The following is a 19,261-nucleotide window of genomic DNA, read 5'->3' as shown; positions in this document are numbered from 1 at the left end:
CGGAGTCCTTCGTTGCGGATCATGCGAATGCGTTAATGGCTGCGCGGCGCGAGGTACGCGAGCCAGCGCGTCTCGAGTTTGCGGAACGCCCAGATGAGCGCGAACACGACGACGGCGTACAGCACGGCCGCGATCCCGTAGGCCTGGAACGACATGTACGTCGCCGAATTGACGTCGCGCGTGACCTTCAGGATGTCGGGCACGGTCGCGGTGAACGCGAGCGTCGTCGCGTGCAGCATCAGGATCACTTCGTTGCTGTAGCTCGGCAGCGAGCGGCGCAGCGCGGACGGCAGGATGATGCGCGTATAGAGCTTGAAGCGCGACATCCCGTACGCCATCCCTGCCTCGATCTCGCCGGCCGACGTCGCCTTGATCGCGCCCGCGAAGATCTCCGTCGCATACGCGCATTCGTTCAGCACGAACGCGAGCAGCGTGCAGTTCATCGCGTTGCGAAAGAATGTGTCGAGGAGCACGTGGTCGTGCACGACCTGCAGGCTGTAGATGCCCGTGTAGCACATGAGCAGTTGCACGTAGAGCGGCGTGCCGCGGAACACGTACGTGTAGAGCCACACGGGGCCCGAGATCCAGCGGTTCGACGACGCGCGCGCAATCGCGAGCGGCACGGCAAGTGCGAAACCGAGCGCGATCGACACGACCAGCAGCCACAGCGTGATCGCGAGGCCGCTGAAGCGGTAGCCATCGGTATAGAGAAAGTTTTGCCAGTACTGGCTGACGAGTTCGATCACAGTGCAAGCCTCCGGACGCCGACGGAATAACGCTTCTCGAGGTGATGCAACACGACGTTGGACACCGTCGTGATCGCGAGGTAGATCGCGCCCGCGGCCAGCGTGAAGAAAAAGAAATCGAGCGTGCTCTTGCCGGCGTCCTGCGACGCCTTCACGACATCGGCGAGGCCGATGATCGACACGAGCGCGGTGGCCTTCACGAGCACCTGCCAGTTGTTGCCGATGCCCGGCAACGCGAAGCGCATCATCTGCGGAAACAGGATGCGGCGAAACACGCGCCAGCCGCTCATTCCGTACGCGAAGCCGGCTTCGAGCTGGCCGCGCGGCACCGCGAGGAACGCGCCGCGGAACGTTTCGGTGAAGTACGCGCCGTAGATGAAGCCGAGCGTGATGACGCCGGCGACGAACGGATCGATGTCGATCTGACGCCAGCCGAGCGCGTCGGTGACGTTGTTCAGCAGGATCTGCATCCCGTAGAACAGCAGCAGCATCAGGACGAGATCGGGCACCGCGCGGATCAGCGTCGTATAGAAGGTGCCGATCGACTTGAGCATGCGGTGGGTCGACAGTTTCGCGCTCGCACCGACGAGGCCCAGCACGAGCGACGCGGCGAGCGACAGCACCGCGAGCTTCACGGTCTCGACCGTGCCGGCCCACAGCAGCGGGCCAAATCCTTGGAAGATCATATGAAGAATCCGGAACGATGTGGCTGATCGTCAATAGCCATTAACCGCGCATCAAACGAGTTCTGCGCACTGAGTGATGCAGCCTGCTCATCAGCCCGGGCGCAGCGCGCGGCGCGCGGGCCGATCAACCGCCGTAGACGTCGAATGCGAAGTACCGAAGCGGATCGTCGACCCATCGTTGGCATGGGCACCGACCGCGATGCAAGCGGGGGCAATACTGAGCGCGAGTTTCTTCATGGCGTTCCTGTCAGAGGCGAACTGGGCGGGCCCTGTCGGGCAACCCGCGCCGGCGCCGCCGGCACCGCGCCCCCGCCGCGAACCCTGCCAACCCGGCGATCGCCCCTTCCGGCGACGCTCAAAGTTGTACATACAACTTTGCCTTTTCCGAGGATTGCCCGGCAATCCGGGTTTATCTCTAGTCGTCGGCGGATTCTTGCACCGATGAAATTTTTCCTTTGTTTTTCAATCAATTGCGCATCACATCAAGCTAAACACGGGACTTCTCCCAACGATCGACCCAGACCAGAGACGCGCCCTCACTTGTCTATACTTATCCAGCCATCGCCAAGTTTCCCGTTCGCCGAGCCGACCGTTCCCGGCCCGACCAGCGGGCGGGCGAATGGCGATTCCGCTGGTGGATGCCCGGGCCGAATCGGCCGCGGTTGGCATGTGCGGCGCAAGTTCGCCGTGTACCCGCGCACGCCGCGCAAGCGAATGCCTTTACGAGAAGACCGAACTCGTCGGGGCGGAACCAGGCGGTATCGCGTTTTTACGGGTTCTTTTCGGGGTGGGCGCGAGTCTATACACCGCATCGTCACCGCGCTTCCTAGAATGGGCGCCATGTCCGATATGCGATCTCTGCAGTGCGGAGCACGATGCGAGCCGGGGATGAACACATGAAATCGACCAGAACCGAATGCGGTGCTTCACGCGGTCTGCCGCCCGCCCGTTCTCGGCGTCGTTGTGCCGCGGACTCGCTCGTGCTGCTGTCGATCCGCGTCGAATCGGCCGACCTTGCGCTCGTGCGGCGCCAGTTGCATCAGGCCGTCGGCGCCGCGCTCAACTGCTACGCGGCCTCGCTCGACAGCCGCACCGGGCGCGCGTGCATCGAGCTCGAAGTCGCGCGCTCGCAGGCGTCGCCCGCGATCCTGTCGATCCTGCGCGTGCTGCCGGCCGCCGAGTTCGGCACGATCCGCCTGTTGCAGCACTAGCCGGCATTCGCCGCCGCGCGTGACACGTGTCACGCGCTCCCGCTTTCATCGATTCGCACACGTGTGCCCGCGCGGGCACGCGTGACGGATCGCCGTTCCCGTCGAAACGGGCCTTTCCAGGAAATACATGCAATGAAAAAAGCAGTTGTCGGAACCCTCTCGCTTGCACTCTTCAGCGCCGCCGCGCACGCGCAAAGCAGCGTCACGCTCTACGGGATGCTGGATGCCGGTATCGCCTATACGAACAACCAGTCGGGCAAAAGCACGTGGCAGCAAGGCAGCGGGCTGCTGTCCAATACGGTCTTCGGGCTGAGCGGCAACGAGGATCTCGGCGGCGGCCTGCACGCGCTGTTCCGTCTCGAAAGCGGCTTCAATCTGAACAACGGCACGCAGTCCTATCGAAATACGACGTTCGGCCGCCGCGCGTACGTCGGGCTGCAGAGCGACCGGTACGGCGCGCTGACGCTCGGCCGTCAATACGACGCCGTGGTCGACTATCTCGGCCCGCTCGCGATGGCGAACAACGGCGACGGCAACAACCTCGCGTCGCATCCGTTCGACAACGACAACATCGACGATTCGTTCTACATCGACAACGCCGTGAAATACACGAGCCCGACGCTCGCCGGCTGGCAGTTCGGCGGCCTGTACGGATTCAGCAACGCGGGCGGCGGCTTCGCGAACAACCGCGCATACAGCGCAGGCGTGTCGTACGCGAACGGGCCGGTCAGCCTCGGCGCCGCGTACCTGCAGCTCAATCGCGGCGGCCTGACGGCCGGCGGCGCACTGTCGACGAACGACGCGCCGAACTTCCCGGCCGTCCGGCAGCGCGTGATGGGCGCCGGCGGCAGCTATGCGTTCGATCGGCTGACGATCGGCGCGTTGTGGACGCACTCGATGTTCGACGAGACGGCCGCGTCGTCGCTGCCCGGCGCGCTGAACGCGCTGCGCTTCGACAACTACGAGGTCAACGCGCGCTACGCGCTGACGCCGGCCGTCTCGTTCGCGCTCGCCTATACGTTCACCGACGGCCGCTACGACGACGCAACCGGCAGCCACCGGCCGAAGTGGCACCAGGCGACGCTGATGGCCGACTACGCGCTGAGCAAGCGCACCGACGTGTACGCGGAAACCGTGTACCAGCACGCGTTCGGCGTGCCGTCGGGCGCGACGCTCGGGTTCGCGAACGTCACGGGGCTCGCGGCTTCGTCGACGCGCACGCAGGTGGTCGCAACGGTCGGCATCCGGCATCGGTTCTGATCGCGCGCGAGCCGCCGCAGGCCTGCCGCTCTGTGCAATCCCGCATGGACGCGCGCCGGCCGAACAGGGATCATTCGGGGAATCCGGGCCGGCGCGCCCGCGAAACCGGTACACTCGGCGCCGGGCGCGCGCCGGATCGGCATTCGGCGGCGGCCCGCCGCCGACTCTGAAATCGTGATCCCATGACCACACCGATCTATCAGGAAATCAAGGACTTCATCCTCGCGCGCATTCATGCCGGCGAATGGGCGGAAGGCGACCAGGTGCCGTCGGAGAACGAGCTCGCGCGCGAATTCAACGTCGCGCGGATGACCGTCAACCGCGCGCTGCGCGAACTGACCGCCGAACAGGTGCTCACGCGCACGCGCGGCTCGGGCACTTACGTGGCGTCGCCGAAATACGAATCCACGCTCGTCGCGATCCGCAGCATCTCCGACGAAGTCGCCGCGCGCGGCCACGGCTATCGCGCGCAGGTGCTGCAGGTCGGCGCGGCCGTCGCCGACGCGAAGCTCGCCGACGAACTGCGGCTCGACGCCGGCAGCCCGATCTTCCATTCGCGCGTGCTGCATTTCGAGAACGACACGCCCGTACAACTCGAGGAACGCTGGGTCAATCCGGCCTGCGCACCCGAATACGCGTTGCAGGACTTCACGACGACGACGCCGAACCAGTACCTGACGCGCGTCGCGCCGCTGCAGCGCGTCGAATACCGGATCGAGGCCGCGATGCCCGACGCCGAAACGCGCCACCACCTGACGATGGACGATCGCGAGCCGTGCCTGCTGCTGCACCGGCGCACGTGGTCGCAAGGGATGGTCGCGTCGGTCGCCAATCTGTGGCACCCGGGCAGCCGTTACCGGTTCACCGGGCATTTCTGATGCCGATGCGCGCGCTCACCTCGCGCGCGGTTGCGCGCATCGTCCGATCGCGCTGACGGCCAGCTTCAAGCCATCCTCCCGCGCGAGGCGCGCACCGAGCTCCGTCGCACGCGCCTTCGTGTCGCTGCGTTCGGCAAACGCGATCGCCCGCGCCAGCGCGGCAGCGTCCATGTGCCTGCCGGCGATCGGCGCATCGGCGACACCGAGCCGCTGCAGCCGGTTCGCCCAGAAGAACTGATCGCCCGCGAACGGCACGACCACCGACGGAATGCCGGCCCGCGCGGCCGAATGCGTGGTGCCCGACCCGCCGTGATGCACCGCCATCGCGACGCGCGGGAACAGCCAGTCGTGCGGCGTGTCGTCGATCACGCGGATGTGCGCGGGCAGCAGCGACGCATCGATGCCGCTCCAGCCCGGATAAAACAGCGCGCGCCGGCCGGCCAGTGCATGCGTCAGCGCGGCGGCCAGCGCCGCACGATCGAAGCCGGCCATGCTGCCGAAACCGACGTACACGGGCGGCTCGCCCGCGTCGAGAAACGCCGACAGGTCGGGCGGCGGCGCCCATGCATGCGCATCGATTCGCCACTGGCCGCATGCGTGCACGTTCGCCGGCCAGTCGGCCGGGCCGGACAACAGCGCCGGCGACACGCCGTACAGCATCGGATGGTCGGCCCACACGTGCTTGCGCGGCGGCAATCCGCACACGCTGGCGCGCGCCGCATTCGTCGACTTCCTGAACGCCTGCCACAGCAACGCGTTCACGAGCCGATGGCTCGCGCGATTCAGCCCGCGCGGCAACTTCCCCGGCGGCAGGAACGGAGACGCGAATTCGGCGGTCGGCGTGATCGGGATCATGCCCGTGCCGATCGCAGGTATGCCGCGATATTCTGCGACCGACAACCCGACGAACGATGCAAGCCCCGACACGAGAAGCGCGTCGCACCCGGCCGACGCGTCCGCGACTTCGCGCATCCACGCGGCCGTGTTCGCATTCGCGATCGCGGCAAGCGCCTTCGACGTATCGTGGAAACCGCCGCGCCCGCGCACCGCATCGGCCAACACGCCTTCCGGCGCAATCGCGCGACGGATGTCGCCGGACAGCGGCGCCGACGGCACGCCGAGCGCGGCGGCGGACCCGAGCGTCGCGGCATCGGCCAGCAGGCGGACGTCGTGGCCGGCGTCCATCAGCGCGCGGCCGAGCGCCGCGAGCGGACGCGTGTCGCCTTCAGTGCCGTAGGTGGCGATGACGAGTTTCATGGGGGCGCCTCGTACACGGCGGAAAAGCCGAAAAGGTTGGATTCACAAAAAGTGCACGTCGTATACTAATGCAATCCGTACACTTTCAGTCAACCCCTGCCATGACGATTCCGACCGACGATCCGGGCCGCCGCGCGCGCAAACGCATTCAGATGCTCGCGCATCTTGCCGCCACCGCCGCGCGCCTGTTCGACGCGCACGGCTACGAAGCCGTCACGATGGAGCAGATCGCCGCCGAGGCCGACGTCGCGAAGCGCACGCTGTACAACCACTTTCCGACGAAGGAAGCCGTGCTCGCGCACTGGCTCGAAGGCGAACTCGCGCGCGATCTCGCGCACCTGCAGCACGACGTCGCGCGGCGCAAGACCTTTGCGTCGCGCATCGGCTGCGTGCTCGACGCGTCGGCCGCCTGGTGCGAACACCATCCGGTGTACCTGCTCGCGTACCTGCGGCACCGTTTCCTGAGCATCGGCGCAGCCGAACCGGAGCGTACGCGAGAGAACGGCAGCGATATCGCGCTGGTGTGGCAGCAACTGATCGCAGCCGGCCAGCAGGCCGGCGAACTGAATCGCACGCTGCGGGCCGATCAGCTCGCGACCTGGTTCCATCATCTGTATCTCGCGGCGATGCTGCGCTGGCTGACCGTGCCGGGGCTATCGCTGAAACGGGAGTTTCAGGCGGTCGCGAAGCTGTTCATCGAAGGCGCGGAAGCGAAACGGTGACGCAGCGCGACCGGCAGCGGGACGCAGCCAACGCGTCGCGCGGCGCATACACACTGTTACAACGAACACACGCATTGCATGCCAAATTCCGCGCGCAGCAGTATGCTGATGACGTACGGCTGCGCACTGTGCATCGGGCAATCCCCTGGTTCGCACGCAATCGCGCCGCCGTCGCGACCGCAATCATGCGTTGCAAGGAGGGTTGTGATGGCTACCACGCATCAGCACTTCCACCTCGAACTACGGCACGCCACCGCGCCGACCTACTTCATCAGTTACCTGTTCCCCGCGTTGCTGTTCGTCTACGAACTGCTGCGCGTCGGCCAGTGGATCCGCGATCACGGGATGCAATTCGTCGCGTTCAAGCAGATGGGCTACGAGTATCTGCTGATGCTGCTGTTCGTCGGACTGCAGATCGTCGTCGAGGCGATCTTCCTGCTCGGCGCCGCGATGCGCAAGGATCATCGCGATTTCGAGCACCGGTTGCCGAACGTGGTTCTCGGCATCGGCCTGTCGATCGCGTTGCTCGCGATCGATCTCGCGATCCAGCTTTCGTTCTGACGGCCGGCGGGCGGACGCCCGCCGACGATGGCGAGCGCGCTCAGGCGCTCGCGTCGCGCAGCAACGTCGCGACGGCGGTCAGCACGTCGTCCGTTCGCTCGCGGTGCGGCATGTGCCCGCAGCGGGCGAGCAACAGAAACGACGACGGCCCCGCGACGCGCGCGGCGATCCGCTTCGGATGCGCGTCGGAGCCGTATTCGTCGTCCTCGCCGTGAATCGCGAGCGTCGCGCACTGCACGTGCGGCAAGTCGCCGTCGAGATTCCAGTCGCGGAACGCCGGCGACAGCCACGTGTCGACCCACGCGCGCAGCACCCATTCGGCCTTGTCGCCGTGATAGCGCGCGAGCCGGTCGAGCTGCCCCGGCTCGTCGAACTGCCGCCCCGCGTCGCGAATGCCGGCCAGCGTGCGATCCTCGACGAACGCCTGCGCGGCGACCGTCACGAGGGCGCGGCAACGCGCCGGATGCGCGGCCGCACAGCCGACCGCCATCCCGCCGCCGACGCTGTGCCCGAACGCGACGAACGCATCGACGCCGAGCTGTTCCAGTACCGCGACGAACGCATGATCGGCCTCGTCGCGCACGAATGTCGTGCCGAGCTGGCCCGGATGACGATCCGAACGGCCGAAACCGAGGCGGTCGTATGCGATCACGTCGCGTTGCGTGGCGCGTGCAAGCTGCGCGGGGAAGTCGCGCCACAGGTCGACGCAGCCGAGTGAATCGTGCAGCAGCACGATCGGCGCGGCCGGCTTAGGCGCGGCCGGCCCAGGCGCGGCCGCGTGGTGCGCCGGCTCCGCACGCCAGCGTTTCGCAAAGAGACGCCCTTGCGGCGTCTCGACGGTCATCTCCTTGGTCACGATATCGGTCATGTGTCGGTCGTCTGCATGAAAGCGGCCGCGCGTCGGCGGCCGCATCGAATCGGAACATGGTGGCCTGCCGGCGCGCGCGGCGTCAAGCAAGCCCAAGCCTCTTTTGCCTACGTGCTCATTCGGGCTGCGGCGGCAGATACTCCATCTGGGCTTCGTCGTACAGCCGGTAGATCAGCGCCTGCATCGCGCGGATGTCCTCCGATTCGTCGAGCATGCGCATGCTCATGATGATCGGCGATACGAGGTTCGGATCGTCGAGCGGCTTGTAGCTGATGTCGTCGCGCTTCAGCCCGTACACGCTATGCGGCACGACCGACACGCCCTCGCCCATCGCGACGAGGCCGAGCGCGATCTGCAATTCGCGCGTCTCGTAGATCCGGCGCGGTTGCAGCGCGCGATCGTGGAAGGCCGCGAGCACCTGGTCCGCGTAGCTCGGACGCGGCGCCTTCGGAAAGATGATCAGCGTGTCGTTCACGAGATCGTGCAGCGACAGCACGGGCTTCGCGCTGTCGAGCACGTGACCGACCGGCAGCGCGACGATCATCCGCTCCTCGCGCAGCACGACGCGCCGCACGCTCGGGTCCTCGTGGCGGATGCGGCCGAACCCGACGTCGATACGCCCTTCCTTCAGCGCCTTGATCTGATCCATCGTCGACATCTCGTGCAGGCTCAGCTCGACGGCCGGATATTCGCTGCGAAAGCGCCGGATGATCTTCGGCAGCATCCCGTACAGCGTCGAGCCGACGAAACCGACCGACATGCTGCGCTCGATCTTGCCGACCCGCTTCGTCATCGATTCGAGCTCGGTCGTCTGCGCGAGCAACTGCACCGCGTGCGAATAGAAGAAGCGCCCCGCGTCGGTCAGCTTCAGCGGCCGCGCGTTGCGCTCGAACAGCGGCACGCCGAGCGCTTCCTCGAGCTGCTGGATCTGCCGGCTCAGCGGCGGCTGCGCGATATGCAGCCGTTCCGCCGCCCGCGTGAAATTCCGCTCTTCGGCCACCGCGACGAAGTAGCGGAGGTGTCTCAACTCCATGTTCGAATCCTCCCGGGACAGGCGCCGGACGCTCCTTCGGCACCGCACGGACAGCGCCCGCACCGGTCACCGTCGCCGGCCATCCGTACCGGCTTCCTCGATCGCCTGCTTCCCGATCCCGTCACGATACCTCAGCCGGCGCCGATCCCGGCGCAAGCAGCGTCGTGCCCGCGGCGACGTCCGGGGGCCGCCCCAAGCAAAACGGGAAGCCCGCAAGCTTCCCGTCGTTTCATCGCCGCGGCGGCCGCGGCGGCGCGACCGCGCATCACACCTCGGTCGCGTACAGCGCGTCGCGCTGCTCGTGGCTCAACGAGTCGAGCGGCACGTCCGGCAACTGGTAGCAGATCATCTTGCCGTACAGCTCGGCGAGGCAGTTGCTGCCCGCGTCGAGCGCGTAGCCGTCCTCGCCGTTCGGCGCCGGCGGGTAGACTTCGCGCCACGCGTTGATCGCGGCTTCGATTCGCACGATGGAAACGGGTCCGGCCTTCCGCTCGGCGGGTGATGCGCTCATGGATTCCTCTAAGTTGCGCGCTCCGCGGGCCGTGCCGGCCCGGATGGAACGATGAAAACGCCGGGCCACTCGCCGGCCGCCGCACGCGGCGCGCGCCGGATGCCGATCCGCGCCGCGCCTGTCGCGCCGGCCGGGCCGTGGCCCGGTAGGGTCGGGCAATATAACCGGCTTTGACCCCGTGCAGGCAAAAGCCGGGCAAAAAAAACGGGAAGCGCGCGGCTTCCCGTTTCGTCCCGTCGCGCGGCCGCCTGCCGTGCCGGCGTCAGCCCGCGGTTTCGCGGTTCGCCACCGGCGGCCGCTGCGCGCCGCGATTGGCGGCGACCCACGGCGCGATCTCCATGTCCTCGTAGCGCACGAACCGGCTCTTCTTCAGGAACCGGAAGCCGAGCCACACGACGATGAACAGCGGAATGCCGACATAGGTGGCGGCCACGCCGGCCCAGTCGATCCGGTTCGCGAGGAACGCCTGATAGTCCTGGCCGAGCGCGATCACGAGGCACAGCACGAACGCGAACAGCGGGCCGAACGGGAACCACTTCGACTGGTACGGCAGTTGATCGAGCGCGTAACCCTGCTTCACGTAACCCTTGCGGAACCGGTAATGGCTGATGGCGATGCCGAGCCACGCGATGAAGCCCGTCATCCCCGACGTGTTCAGCAGCCACAGGTACACGGTCTTGTCGCCGTACAGCGACGTGAAGAAGCACAGCGCGCCGACGGCGGTGGTCGCGTACAGCGCGTTGCGCGGCACGCCGCCCGGCGACAGCTTCGCGAATACCTTCGGCGCGCGGCCTTCGGTGGCGAGGTTGTACAGCATCCGCGTGGATGCATACATGCCCGAATTGCCGGCCGACAGCACGGCCGTCAGGATCACCGCGTTCATCACGCCGGCCGCGAAGGCCAGGCCCGCGTGGCGGAACACGAGCGTGAACGGGCTCACGCCGATGTCGGTCACGTCCGTCTTCAGCAGGTTCGGGTCGGTGTATGGAATCAGCACGCCGATCACGAAGATCGCGAACACGTAGAACAGCAGGATGCGCCAGAACACCTGGCGCACCGCACGCGGAATCGTCGTGCGCGGGTGCTCCGATTCGCCGGCCGCGACGCCGATCAGCTCGGTGCCCTGGAACGAGAAGCCCGCGATCATCGCGACGCCCATCAGCGCCGGCAGGCCGCCCGCGAACGGTGCGTCGCCGATCGTCAGGTTGCCCCAGCCGTTGGCCGGTGCGCCCTTCAGAATGCCGAAGATCATCAACAGGCCGACGCCGATGAACGCGACCACGGTGACGACCTTGATCAGCGCGAACCAGTATTCGGCCTCGCCGAAACCGCGCACGGTGAGCGCGTTGAGCAGGAACATCACGGCGAGGAACGCCGCGCTCCACCACACGCCCGGCACGTCCGGAAACCAGTAGTGCATCACGAGCTGCGCGGCGACGAGCTCCACCGCGATCGTCACCGCCCAGTTGTACCAGTAGTTCCAGCCGAGCGCGAAGCCGAAGCCTTCGTCGACGTATTTCGCGCCGTAGGTCGCGAACGAGCCCGACACCGGCATGAACGCGGCCATCTCGCCGAGGCTCGTCATCAGGAAGTAGACCATCAGGCCGATCAGCATGTACGCGACCATCGCGCCGCCGGGGCCGGCCTGCGAGATCGACGCGCCGGACGCGACGAACAGGCCCGTGCCGATCGAGCCGCCGATGGCGATCATCGTCAGGTGGCGCGCCTTCAGCGCGCGATGAAGCTTGGGTGGGTTCGCGGGCGAACCGGGTGGGTCGGAATTCGGAATTGCGGACATAAACGAGACGAACGTTGAGCGAGCCGGCATCCGTAGCCGGCGCATGCGGAATCGGAGCGCGGCGCGCGTCCTGCGATGCATTCGATGCGGCCCCGATACGCGTTGCGCGGCGGGCGCCTGCGGCGAAGCGCGGATTCTACCTGATTCGACAGGGGGACAGCCGAGGTCGGCGCGCCCGCTGCCGCGCCGGAGATTTCGCGGAATCAACGGGTTGGCCGCGTCGGCCGCCGCGATTTCCTCATACGTTGCAAAAACCACGATTGCGACCGGGTCATTCGATTTTCGTTTGTCACGGTCGGCAGGTAATCCTGTCTCTATCCGCCAAATACCGCGGCAATAGGCAAAATCGACTGATGATTATGCGATTAATCAGACAAAAAGACCGACACTGTTAATTGATTCAAATCAAGTTGCCCGTACGCCATGCGGTAATGATGCGTAACCGTCGCGCGTCACGCTGTCTACATGCATGTTTTGCATGTACGCGCGAAATTCGGGAATTCGCGGGATAATGACGTTTAATTCGAAATAATCCGCGCGCGGAACCGCCAACGATGCGAGCCGCCGCCGCCCCAGCCCCCGAGGATGAAGTCATTCCCGCTGCCCGCCACGCTGCGCCGCCAAACCGCGTCGATCGTGGCACGCATTCTGTCGCCCCGCGGCGTACTCGTGGCGGGCATCGTCCTGCTGATGTTCAGTTGGGGACTTTCCACGTCGCTATTAATCGAGGCGCGACGCGACGCGCATGACCATGCGGTCGAAAATGCGCGCAACCTGATGCTGCTGATCGAACGTGACATCGCGCGCAATATCGAACTCTACGATTTGTCGCTGCAAAACGTCGTCGACGGCGTGGCCGATCCGGAACTGATGACATTGCCGCCGCGCCAGCGCCACCGGCTGCTGTTCGACCGCGCGGCGACCGGCGCCTATCTCGGCTCGATTTTCGTGATGGATGCGCACGGCAATATCGCGATCGACTCCAGCGCGTCGCCGGCGCGGCAAGGCAATTTCGCCGACCGCGACTATTTCGCCGTGCACCGCGACCGGCTTGCCCCCGGCCTCTACATCAGCCGGCCGTACGCGTCGCGGCTGCGCGGCGGCGCGCTGACGATCGCGCTGAGCCGCCGGATCAACCGGCCCGACGGCACGTTCGGCGGGATCGTCGTCGGCACGCTCAGCATCGACTACTTCCGCGCGCTGCTCGACGGCATCGCGGTCGGCCGGCACGGCAGCGCGGCGATCGTCGAGGACAACGGCACGCTCGTGTCGCGCCTGCCGTACGACACGCGGGTGGTCGGCCTCGACCTGCACGACTCGCCGCTGTTCATCGACGCGCAGCGCGGACGCGCCGGCGAGCTGACGGGCGTCGGCGCCATCGACGGCGTGCGGCGCGTCTATGTTTACAAGCATCTCGCCGGGCTGCCGCTGATCGTCGACGTCGCGCCCGCCGAAATCGACATCTACGCGTCATGGCGCCACCGCGCGGTCTGGACCGTCGTGCTGATGAGCCTGTTCACGGCGTTCATCGCGTGGGGCTCGCTCGCGCTGTCGCGCGAGCTGAAGCGCCGGCAGGTCGCCGAATCCAAGCTGTACCGGCTCGCGCACACCGATTCGCTGACGGGCCTCGACAACCGCGGCACGTTCGATGCGGTGCTCGCGAAGGAGGCCCAGCGCGCGTCGCGCAGCGGGCGCCCGTTGTCCGTGCTGTTCGTCGACGTCGATCACTTCAAGGCGTTCAACGACTACTACGGCCACCCGGCCGGCGACGACGTGCTGCGCCAGGTCGCGCAATCGCTGTCGCGCTGCCTGCGCCGCGACAGCGATCACGTCGCGCGCTACGGCGGCGAGGAATTCGTCGTCACGCTCCCCGACACCGACGCGCAAGGCGCGGCGACCGTCGCCGAAAGCATCCGGCGTACGATCGCGGGGCTCGAGATCGAGCACGTGAAGAGCCCGTACGGGCGCGTCACGGCCAGCATCGGCACGGCCACCGCCGCCGACGGCCGGATGAACGCCGCGACGCTGCTGCGGCGCGCCGACGAAGCGCTGTACCGCGCGAAGTCCGGCGGCCGCAACCGCGTGCTGGATGCGCAGTCGAGCGCGGCCGACGCTTGACGCGCGATGATGGAACGTGGCGCGTGATCTGATGCGGCCGGCGGCCGGCTGCCGCCCGGCCCCGCCGTGGACAGCCCGCGCGCGTTCGGCTAGCGTTACGTCTGCTGCGCATGCGGCGCGGCGCCGGCCCGCGCGGGCCGCCGTGCTCGTTCCGGCCACTCCTGCTCCGTCATGACCGCCCCGCTCCCGACCCGATTGCCGCCGCTCGTGCGCCACGCGCTTCGCCCGCTGCTCGATCCGTACCGCCGCTACCGCCACGCGAAGCTGATCCATGCGGCGCGCGTCGCGCTCGCGATTCTGGTGTCGATCGCGCTATCCACGGGGCTGAACGTACCGCACGGCGAATGGTCGACGATCACCGTGCTGATCGTCGTCGGCGGGCTGCAGCACCACGGCAACATCCGCAAGAAGGCGGCCGAGCGCGCGCTCGGCACGTCGATCGGCGCGCTCGCGGGCCTCGCGCTGATCCTTCTCTATTCCGCTTTGCATGCGCCGTTCGTCATCTACCTGCTGATGGCCGTCGGATGCGGCGTCTGCGCGTATCACGCGATCGGCAAGGCCGGCTACATCGCGCTGCTGTCGGCGATCACGATGGTGATCGTCGCCGGGCACGGCGACAACGAGATCGTCGACGGCCTGTGGCGCGCGGTGAACGTGCTGGTCGGCATCGCGATCGCGCTGGCGTTCTCGTTCGCGCTGCCGCTCTATGCGACCTACTCGTGGCGCTACAAGCTCGCCGACGCGCTGCGCGCGTGCGCGGCCGTGCATGCGCGGCTCGCGGGCGACCGCCCGGTCGGCGACGACGCGCACCTGAAGGAAATGGCCGCGCTGAGCGCGCTGCTCGTGCAGTTGCGCTCGCTGATGCCGTCGGTGTCGAAGGAATGCGAGACGTCGATGACGCAGCTCGAGGCGATCCAGCGCAGCCTGCGCCTGTGCATCGGTTATCTGGAGATCCTGTCGAGCGCGCTGCCGGCCCGCGACGACGCGGCGGCCCGCGAATACATGCGCGTCGAGATGAAGCCGTTGAACCGGCGCATCCGCGACACGCTGGTCGGCGCGAGCCGCGCGCTCAAGTTCGGCACGCCGAGCCGGCTCGCCCCGCGCCGCCGGCCGGTCGACCCGCTGCACGACGCGCCGCCGCCGCAGTTGTCCGGCTACGTGTCGATCACCGCCAAGCTGGCCGGCGAAGTGGACCAGCTGCGCGAGCGGCTGCTCGATACCGCGCGGTCGTGGAATATCTGACGTTCCGGGAATCCGGGCTTCACGCGTCAATCTTTCATATACCTTTCTGTGCGGCGCGACGACACGCCGGCGGCGACGATCGGGGCCTTCGTCCGATCCGGCCCCGGAAATCCCGCTGCCGCCCCGGCGCGGGCGTGCGTGTTTCGGCGGCGATGCAACGCCATCCAGCACGGCGTTCTCCACCCGGTTAACTGCCCGTCAGGCCCGCCGCGACAGGCCCGACGCCGGTTCCGCACCAAAATCAGCCCTTGCCCCAACTTCCCGGACAGCCGATACTCGCATATTCCGCGAAATACGATCCCACCGGCTTCAATCCACGGTAATTCCTATGAGCACGATTCTCGAAAGCCTCCCGACCGGCCAGAAGGTCGGCATCGCCTTCTCCGGCGGCCTGGACACCAGCGCCGCGCTGCACTGGATGAAACTGAAGGGCGCCGTCCCGTACGCATACACGGCAAACCTCGGCCAGCCCGACGAAGACGATTACGACGCGATCCCGAAACGCGCGATCGAATACGGCGCAGCCGGCGCCCGCCTGATCGACTGCCGCGCGCAGCTCGTCGCCGAAGGCATCGCGGCGCTGCAAAGCGGCGCGTTCCACATCACGACCGCCGGCGTCACGTACTTCAACACGACGCCGATCGGCCGCGCCGTGACGGGCACGATGCTCGTCGCCGCGATGAAGGAAGACGGCGTCAACATCTGGGGCGACGGCAGCACGTACAAGGGCAACGACATCGAGCGCTTCTACCGCTACGGCCTGCTCGTGAACCCGGATCTGAAGATCTACAAGCCGTGGCTCGACCAGACGTTCATCGACGAGCTCGGCGGCCGCGCCGAAATGTCCGAATTCATGAACCAGGCCGGCTTCGCGTACAAGATGTCGGCCGAGAAGGCGTATTCGACCGACTCGAACCTGCTCGGCGCGACGCACGAAGCGAAGGATCTGGAAAGCCTCGAAAGCGGCATCAAGATCGTGAACCCGATCATGGGCGTCGCGTTCTGGCGCGACGACGTGAAGATCGCCGCCGAGGAAGTGACGGTGCGCTTCGAAGCCGGCCAGCCGGTCGCGCTGAACGGCGTCGAGTTCAAGGATCAGGTCGAGCTGCTGCTGGAAGCGAACCGCATCGGCGGCCGCCACGGCCTCGGTATGAGCGACCAGATCGAGAACCGCATCATCGAGGCGAAGAGCCGCGGCATCTACGAAGCCCCGGGCCTCGCGCTGCTGTACATCGCGTACGAGCGTCTCGTCACCGGCATCCACAACGAAGACACGATCGAGCAGTACCGCGAGAACGGCCGCCGCCTCGGCCGCCTGCTGTACCAGGGCCGCTGGTTCGACCCGCAGGCGATCATGCTGCGCGAAACCGCCCAGCGCTGGGTCGCGCGCGCGATCACCGGCGAAGTGAAGATCGAACTGCGCCGCGGCAACGACTACTCGATCCTGAGCACGAAGTCGCCGAACCTCACGTATCAGCCGGAACGCCTGTCGATGGAGAAGGTGGCGTCGACGTTCTCGCCGCGCGACCGGATCGGCCAACTGACGATGCGCAACCTCGACATCACCGATACGCGCGACAAACTGCGCGTGTATTCGCAAGTCGGGCTGCTGACGCCGGGTGAAGCGTCGGCGCTGCCGCAGATCAAGGGCGACGGCGACAAGTAAGCCAGTCGCTTTCGCCAGCGGCCGGGCGGCGTGACAACCGCCCGGCTGCGTGCAGTACTTCCCTTCCCGCTTTTTCTTCAAGCACTGCCGGATTCGGAACGCGTATCGCGACGATCCTGCAGGCGCGTCAGAGTTTTTTCGACACCGTGGCCGTCGCAGTGGCTGCAGGCCTCGTCATCGTCGTGGAAGCGGTGGCATTGGCCGGCGCCGACGCGGGCGTGCGCGCCAGATCCTGACCGATCATGTCCGCGACCGACTTCTCGCACGACTTGATCCCTTCCACCGACTTGTCGAAATTCTTCTCGAGATCGCTGAAGCTGCCGTACGTGTACGCGAAATCGCTGTCGATGTGGACGCTGTTCGCCTTGATGTCGTAGCCGCACGCGAACGTCTTGTAATAGAGGTCCTGCTTCGTCTTCGCGTCGAGAATGCGCGCGCGGATGACGACCCACGGGATGTAGTCGAGCTGCTGAGGCGGCGAGATATAGCCGAACGACGTGAACCACACGTTCATGATCGCATCCGCGTCGGTCTGGATCGCCGAGTAGTCGTCCGACTTGCCGTCATCGGCAAGCTTCACCTTCTGCCCGTCCAGCTTCACGACCTGATAGCCGTTGCCGGTGAGGCGGCCCGCCACGCCGTCCGCGATGTCCGGTGCGAAGAGGATCTTGCCGGCGGCCACGTGGTCCGTGTAGGTGCTCGTATGGCTTGCGTTGACGGCGCCTTGTGCGAGCGCGCCGATCAACCCGAACCCGGCCGCCGCGCCGCCGAAATTGACGACCGAGACACGCTTCGGCTCGGTGACGTCGAGCATCGCGATCGAATGCAGCTTCTGACGCGCCTCGGGCTTCATGTCCGTGTTCGGCACCGTGGTGCAGCCGGACAGCAGCGTCACGAGCAGGCCGCAACCGACCAGGGTAGCTTTGGAAGAGTTCTTCATTGGATGGGTGGCTTTCGTTGTTGACGGAACGTGTTCATCGGGCCGCCGCACGCGGCGCGTCGACGCGCCGTGTGCGGTGCGACCGTGCGTTTATTGTTTGATCACCTGACCGTACGCGATGAAGCTGTAATCAGCCGCGCGCAGCACGTAGAGGATCGAACGCTTGAAACCGTTGGTTCCCGTGATCGGCACGAACATGATCGCGGCATTGCCCGACAGCGGAACGCCGGCCGGCAGCTTGCAGCCCGTCGATGCGGAGGCCGTCACCGTCATGTCGTACATGTTCTGGCTCGAGCCGGGCGTGGAAAGCAGCAACGTGCCGCTCAGGTTGCAACCGCTCAGCGTGCCGGTCAGCGTACCGCCCGATGCAATCGCGAACGATGCGTTGGTCGTCGCCCACGTGCCCACCACGCTGTCCTGCGTGACGGCAAGTGCGTTCGCGGCGTTGTAGGTCCACGTGAAATTCGAGGCCGTACCGTTGCGGGTGATCGTGCCGGACAACGTCTGCTTCGGGCTGTATGCGCCCGAGCCCGAATCGATCTTCGTGACGATGCCGCTCGTTCCCGCGAAGTTGATACCCGGTGCAAGCGACCACGTCGAACCGTTGACGGTCAGATTCGTGAAATCGTCGGACATCACGAACGATCCGAGCAGATTGAGCGTGCTCAGGTTGTTGTGCGGGTCGACCAGGGCGATGGTCGAGTAGCCGAGGTTGCCGGATGCCGACCAGATCCCGACCGGGCCGGTTGCCGTTGCGGCCGTCGAACCGTCTTGCGGGGTCGTCAGGCTGGGCAGTGCCTCGCCAACCGTCACCGGCTGCGACGATGCGACGGGCGCGCTTGCGGGGGGCGCCGCGAGCGGCGTGGACGCGACGGACGGTGCGCTGGCTGCGTTGTTGGCGCCGCCGGTGTTGGCGGGCGTGCCGCTGCTTGCGTTCGACGAGCCGTCACCGCCGCCGCAACCAGCGACGACGAATACCGAGATCGCGGCTGCGGTCAGCAGACAAAGGGAATGCTTGTTCAATTCAATCCTCGATTTTTTTGATGCGTTTTTTTTAATGGTTCAGATTCGAATCGGGTTACTTTTCGGGTGTGGTGTGTGGGCCTCCTCGAGCGATGTTGGGTGCGTGGTGTGATGTGATGGGGAAGGACGATGCGGGGGGCGTCGGTTGCCGGATATTCGGCACGACGGATACGAGCGTGGAGGTGTGGTCGTGCGGGAACGCGCACGCAGCGGTGAGAACCGCATGCAGCAGCAGGCATGTCGCGGCAAGGCAAAGGCACAGCGCGCGCCAGCCCCCGGTGCCTGCGCGCACCATCGAATCGGTGCATCCCATCTTCTGATACTGCGCACGGCTTCGACGGCCGGGCGCCCCCTCGGTTATCTGGTCGTGTGGTTTGGTTGTATGGCTTTGGTAATACTTTTTTTGAGCTACCGAAGAAGGTAACGGCGGTGGGGGGGATTTCTTTAGGGCGCTTTATCGAGGGAATTTTCTAAGGGATTTGTTCCGGGGCTCCGTAAGGCCCCTTGCCCGGCCGTTGGATCGAGCGATGAAGTCGAACCCACGTTTGAATTCAATCTGTCGATCGGGGAAACGCTTCAGTCGCGACGCAGCGGCACAAGAACATCCCAGGCTACGAGCCTATCCGAACCTTTGTGTGTGAGGCATAAACTGATGGCCAAGGAGCCACGTTATGCCACGCAAACGTAAGGAAGAAGCGACCGTAGAACCGGGCAAGGGCTTGAACCTGGACCCGGAACTGA

The 19,261-nt window shown here is 66.3% G+C and carries 18 protein-coding genes; 8 read left to right on the top strand and 10 right to left on the bottom strand.

All coding sequences use genetic code 11. The features are described 5' to 3' along the window. Positions 1 to 32: 32 nt before the first annotated feature. From LGM42_RS18445 to LGM42_RS18435, 3 genes are all read right to left on the bottom strand, one after another. Complete coding sequence (locus tag LGM42_RS18445) at positions 33 to 746, bottom strand: ABC transporter permease (protein WP_059575275.1); 714 nt, start codon at positions 744 to 746, stop codon at positions 33 to 35. Then, on the bottom strand, positions 743 to 1,432 hold the full coding sequence (locus tag LGM42_RS18440; RefSeq protein WP_226232836.1) for an ABC transporter permease: 690 nt from the start codon (positions 1,430 to 1,432) through the stop codon (positions 743 to 745). Before LGM42_RS18440 ends, LGM42_RS18445 begins: the two co-directional genes overlap by 4 nt. Positions 1,433 to 1,522: 90 nt before the next feature. Then, complete coding sequence (locus tag LGM42_RS18435; protein ID WP_226094222.1) at positions 1,523 to 1,669, bottom strand: hypothetical protein; 147 nt, start codon at positions 1,667 to 1,669, stop codon at positions 1,523 to 1,525. A 743-nt stretch (positions 1,670 to 2,412) separates the two neighbouring features. On the opposite strand from LGM42_RS18435, the gene LGM42_RS18430 reads away from it, so the two are divergent. The 3 genes from LGM42_RS18430 to hutC all read left to right on the top strand — a co-directional run bounded on the left by LGM42_RS18430 (position 2,413) and on the right by hutC (position 4,781). Next, on the top strand, positions 2,413 to 2,643 hold the full coding sequence (locus LGM42_RS18430; RefSeq protein WP_226232835.1) for a hypothetical protein: 231 nt from the start codon (positions 2,413 to 2,415) through the stop codon (positions 2,641 to 2,643). A gap of 132 nt (positions 2,644 to 2,775) precedes the next feature. Then, a complete protein-coding gene (locus tag LGM42_RS18425; RefSeq protein WP_226232834.1) occupies positions 2,776 to 3,903 on the top strand; it encodes a porin in 1,128 nt (375 codons plus the stop codon). A gap of 182 nt (positions 3,904 to 4,085) precedes the next feature. Continuing rightward, a complete protein-coding gene (hutC, locus tag LGM42_RS18420; protein WP_059575266.1) occupies positions 4,086 to 4,781 on the top strand; it encodes a histidine utilization repressor in 696 nt (231 codons plus the stop codon). A gap of 15 nt (positions 4,782 to 4,796) precedes the next feature. On the opposite strand, the gene LGM42_RS18415 is transcribed toward hutC, so the two are convergent. Further along, positions 4,797 to 6,038, bottom strand: coding sequence for a glycosyltransferase (locus LGM42_RS18415; RefSeq protein ID WP_226232833.1), 1,242 nt, complete (start codon positions 6,036 to 6,038; stop codon positions 4,797 to 4,799). 101 nt (positions 6,039 to 6,139) lie between these two features. Between LGM42_RS18415 and LGM42_RS18410 the strand changes: the two genes are divergently transcribed. Both LGM42_RS18410 and LGM42_RS18405 read left to right on the top strand, forming a co-directional pair. After that, positions 6,140 to 6,760 carry a TetR/AcrR family transcriptional regulator gene (locus LGM42_RS18410; RefSeq protein WP_226232832.1) on the top strand — a complete coding sequence of 207 codons (621 nt, stop codon included), beginning with the start codon at positions 6,140 to 6,142 and terminating at the stop codon, positions 6,758 to 6,760. A 207-nt stretch (positions 6,761 to 6,967) separates the two neighbouring features. Further along, positions 6,968 to 7,321, top strand: coding sequence for a hypothetical protein (locus tag LGM42_RS18405; protein ID WP_060311510.1), 354 nt, complete (start codon positions 6,968 to 6,970; stop codon positions 7,319 to 7,321). Between the two features lie 40 nt (positions 7,322 to 7,361). Here LGM42_RS18405 and LGM42_RS18400 read toward each other — a convergent pair whose 3' ends face one another. The 4 genes from LGM42_RS18400 to LGM42_RS18385 all read right to left on the bottom strand — a co-directional run bounded on the left by LGM42_RS18400 (position 7,362) and on the right by LGM42_RS18385 (position 11,531). Then, positions 7,362 to 8,189, bottom strand: coding sequence for an alpha/beta fold hydrolase (locus tag LGM42_RS18400; protein WP_226232831.1), 828 nt, complete (start codon positions 8,187 to 8,189; stop codon positions 7,362 to 7,364). A gap of 115 nt (positions 8,190 to 8,304) precedes the next feature. Continuing rightward, positions 8,305 to 9,222: a LysR family transcriptional regulator gene (locus tag LGM42_RS18395; protein ID WP_059237452.1), complete on the bottom strand. Its 918-nt coding sequence runs from the start codon at positions 9,220 to 9,222 to the stop codon at positions 8,305 to 8,307. A 265-nt stretch (positions 9,223 to 9,487) separates the two neighbouring features. After that, the gene (locus LGM42_RS18390; RefSeq protein ID WP_059575255.1) at positions 9,488 to 9,733 is read right to left on the bottom strand and encodes a DUF3717 domain-containing protein; all 246 of its coding nucleotides are present in this window, start codon (positions 9,731 to 9,733) and stop codon (positions 9,488 to 9,490) included. A gap of 262 nt (positions 9,734 to 9,995) precedes the next feature. Then, entirely contained in the window at positions 9,996 to 11,531 is a 1,536-nt protein-coding gene (locus tag LGM42_RS18385) for an amino acid permease (RefSeq protein WP_059575253.1), read from the bottom strand. A gap of 585 nt (positions 11,532 to 12,116) precedes the next feature. Here LGM42_RS18385 and LGM42_RS18380 point away from each other — a divergent pair. From LGM42_RS18380 to argG, 3 genes are all read left to right on the top strand, one after another. After that, positions 12,117 to 13,649 carry a sensor domain-containing diguanylate cyclase gene (locus tag LGM42_RS18380; protein ID WP_226232830.1) on the top strand — a complete coding sequence of 511 codons (1,533 nt, stop codon included), beginning with the start codon at positions 12,117 to 12,119 and terminating at the stop codon, positions 13,647 to 13,649. Positions 13,650 to 13,820: 171 nt separating this feature from the next. Continuing rightward, a complete protein-coding gene (locus tag LGM42_RS18375; protein WP_104012966.1) occupies positions 13,821 to 14,891 on the top strand; it encodes an FUSC family protein in 1,071 nt (356 codons plus the stop codon). A gap of 328 nt (positions 14,892 to 15,219) precedes the next feature. After that, positions 15,220 to 16,557 carry an argininosuccinate synthase gene (gene argG, locus LGM42_RS18370; protein ID WP_006496064.1) on the top strand — a complete coding sequence of 446 codons (1,338 nt, stop codon included), beginning with the start codon at positions 15,220 to 15,222 and terminating at the stop codon, positions 16,555 to 16,557. Between the two features lie 127 nt (positions 16,558 to 16,684). Here argG and LGM42_RS18365 read toward each other — a convergent pair whose 3' ends face one another. Beyond that, the gene (locus LGM42_RS18365) at positions 16,685 to 17,497 is read right to left on the bottom strand and encodes a hypothetical protein (RefSeq protein ID WP_226232829.1); all 813 of its coding nucleotides are present in this window, start codon (positions 17,495 to 17,497) and stop codon (positions 16,685 to 16,687) included. A gap of 90 nt (positions 17,498 to 17,587) precedes the next feature. Continuing rightward, positions 17,588 to 18,520: a hypothetical protein gene (locus LGM42_RS18360; RefSeq protein WP_081066527.1), complete on the bottom strand. Its 933-nt coding sequence runs from the start codon at positions 18,518 to 18,520 to the stop codon at positions 17,588 to 17,590. Positions 18,521 to 19,261 lie beyond the last annotated feature (741 nt).

The sequence above is a fragment of the Burkholderia sp. AU39826 genome (genome assembly GCF_020419965.1).
Classification (GTDB): domain Bacteria; phylum Pseudomonadota; class Gammaproteobacteria; order Burkholderiales; family Burkholderiaceae; genus Burkholderia; species Burkholderia semiarida.
This window is presented reverse-complemented; position numbering and strand designations above follow the sequence as displayed.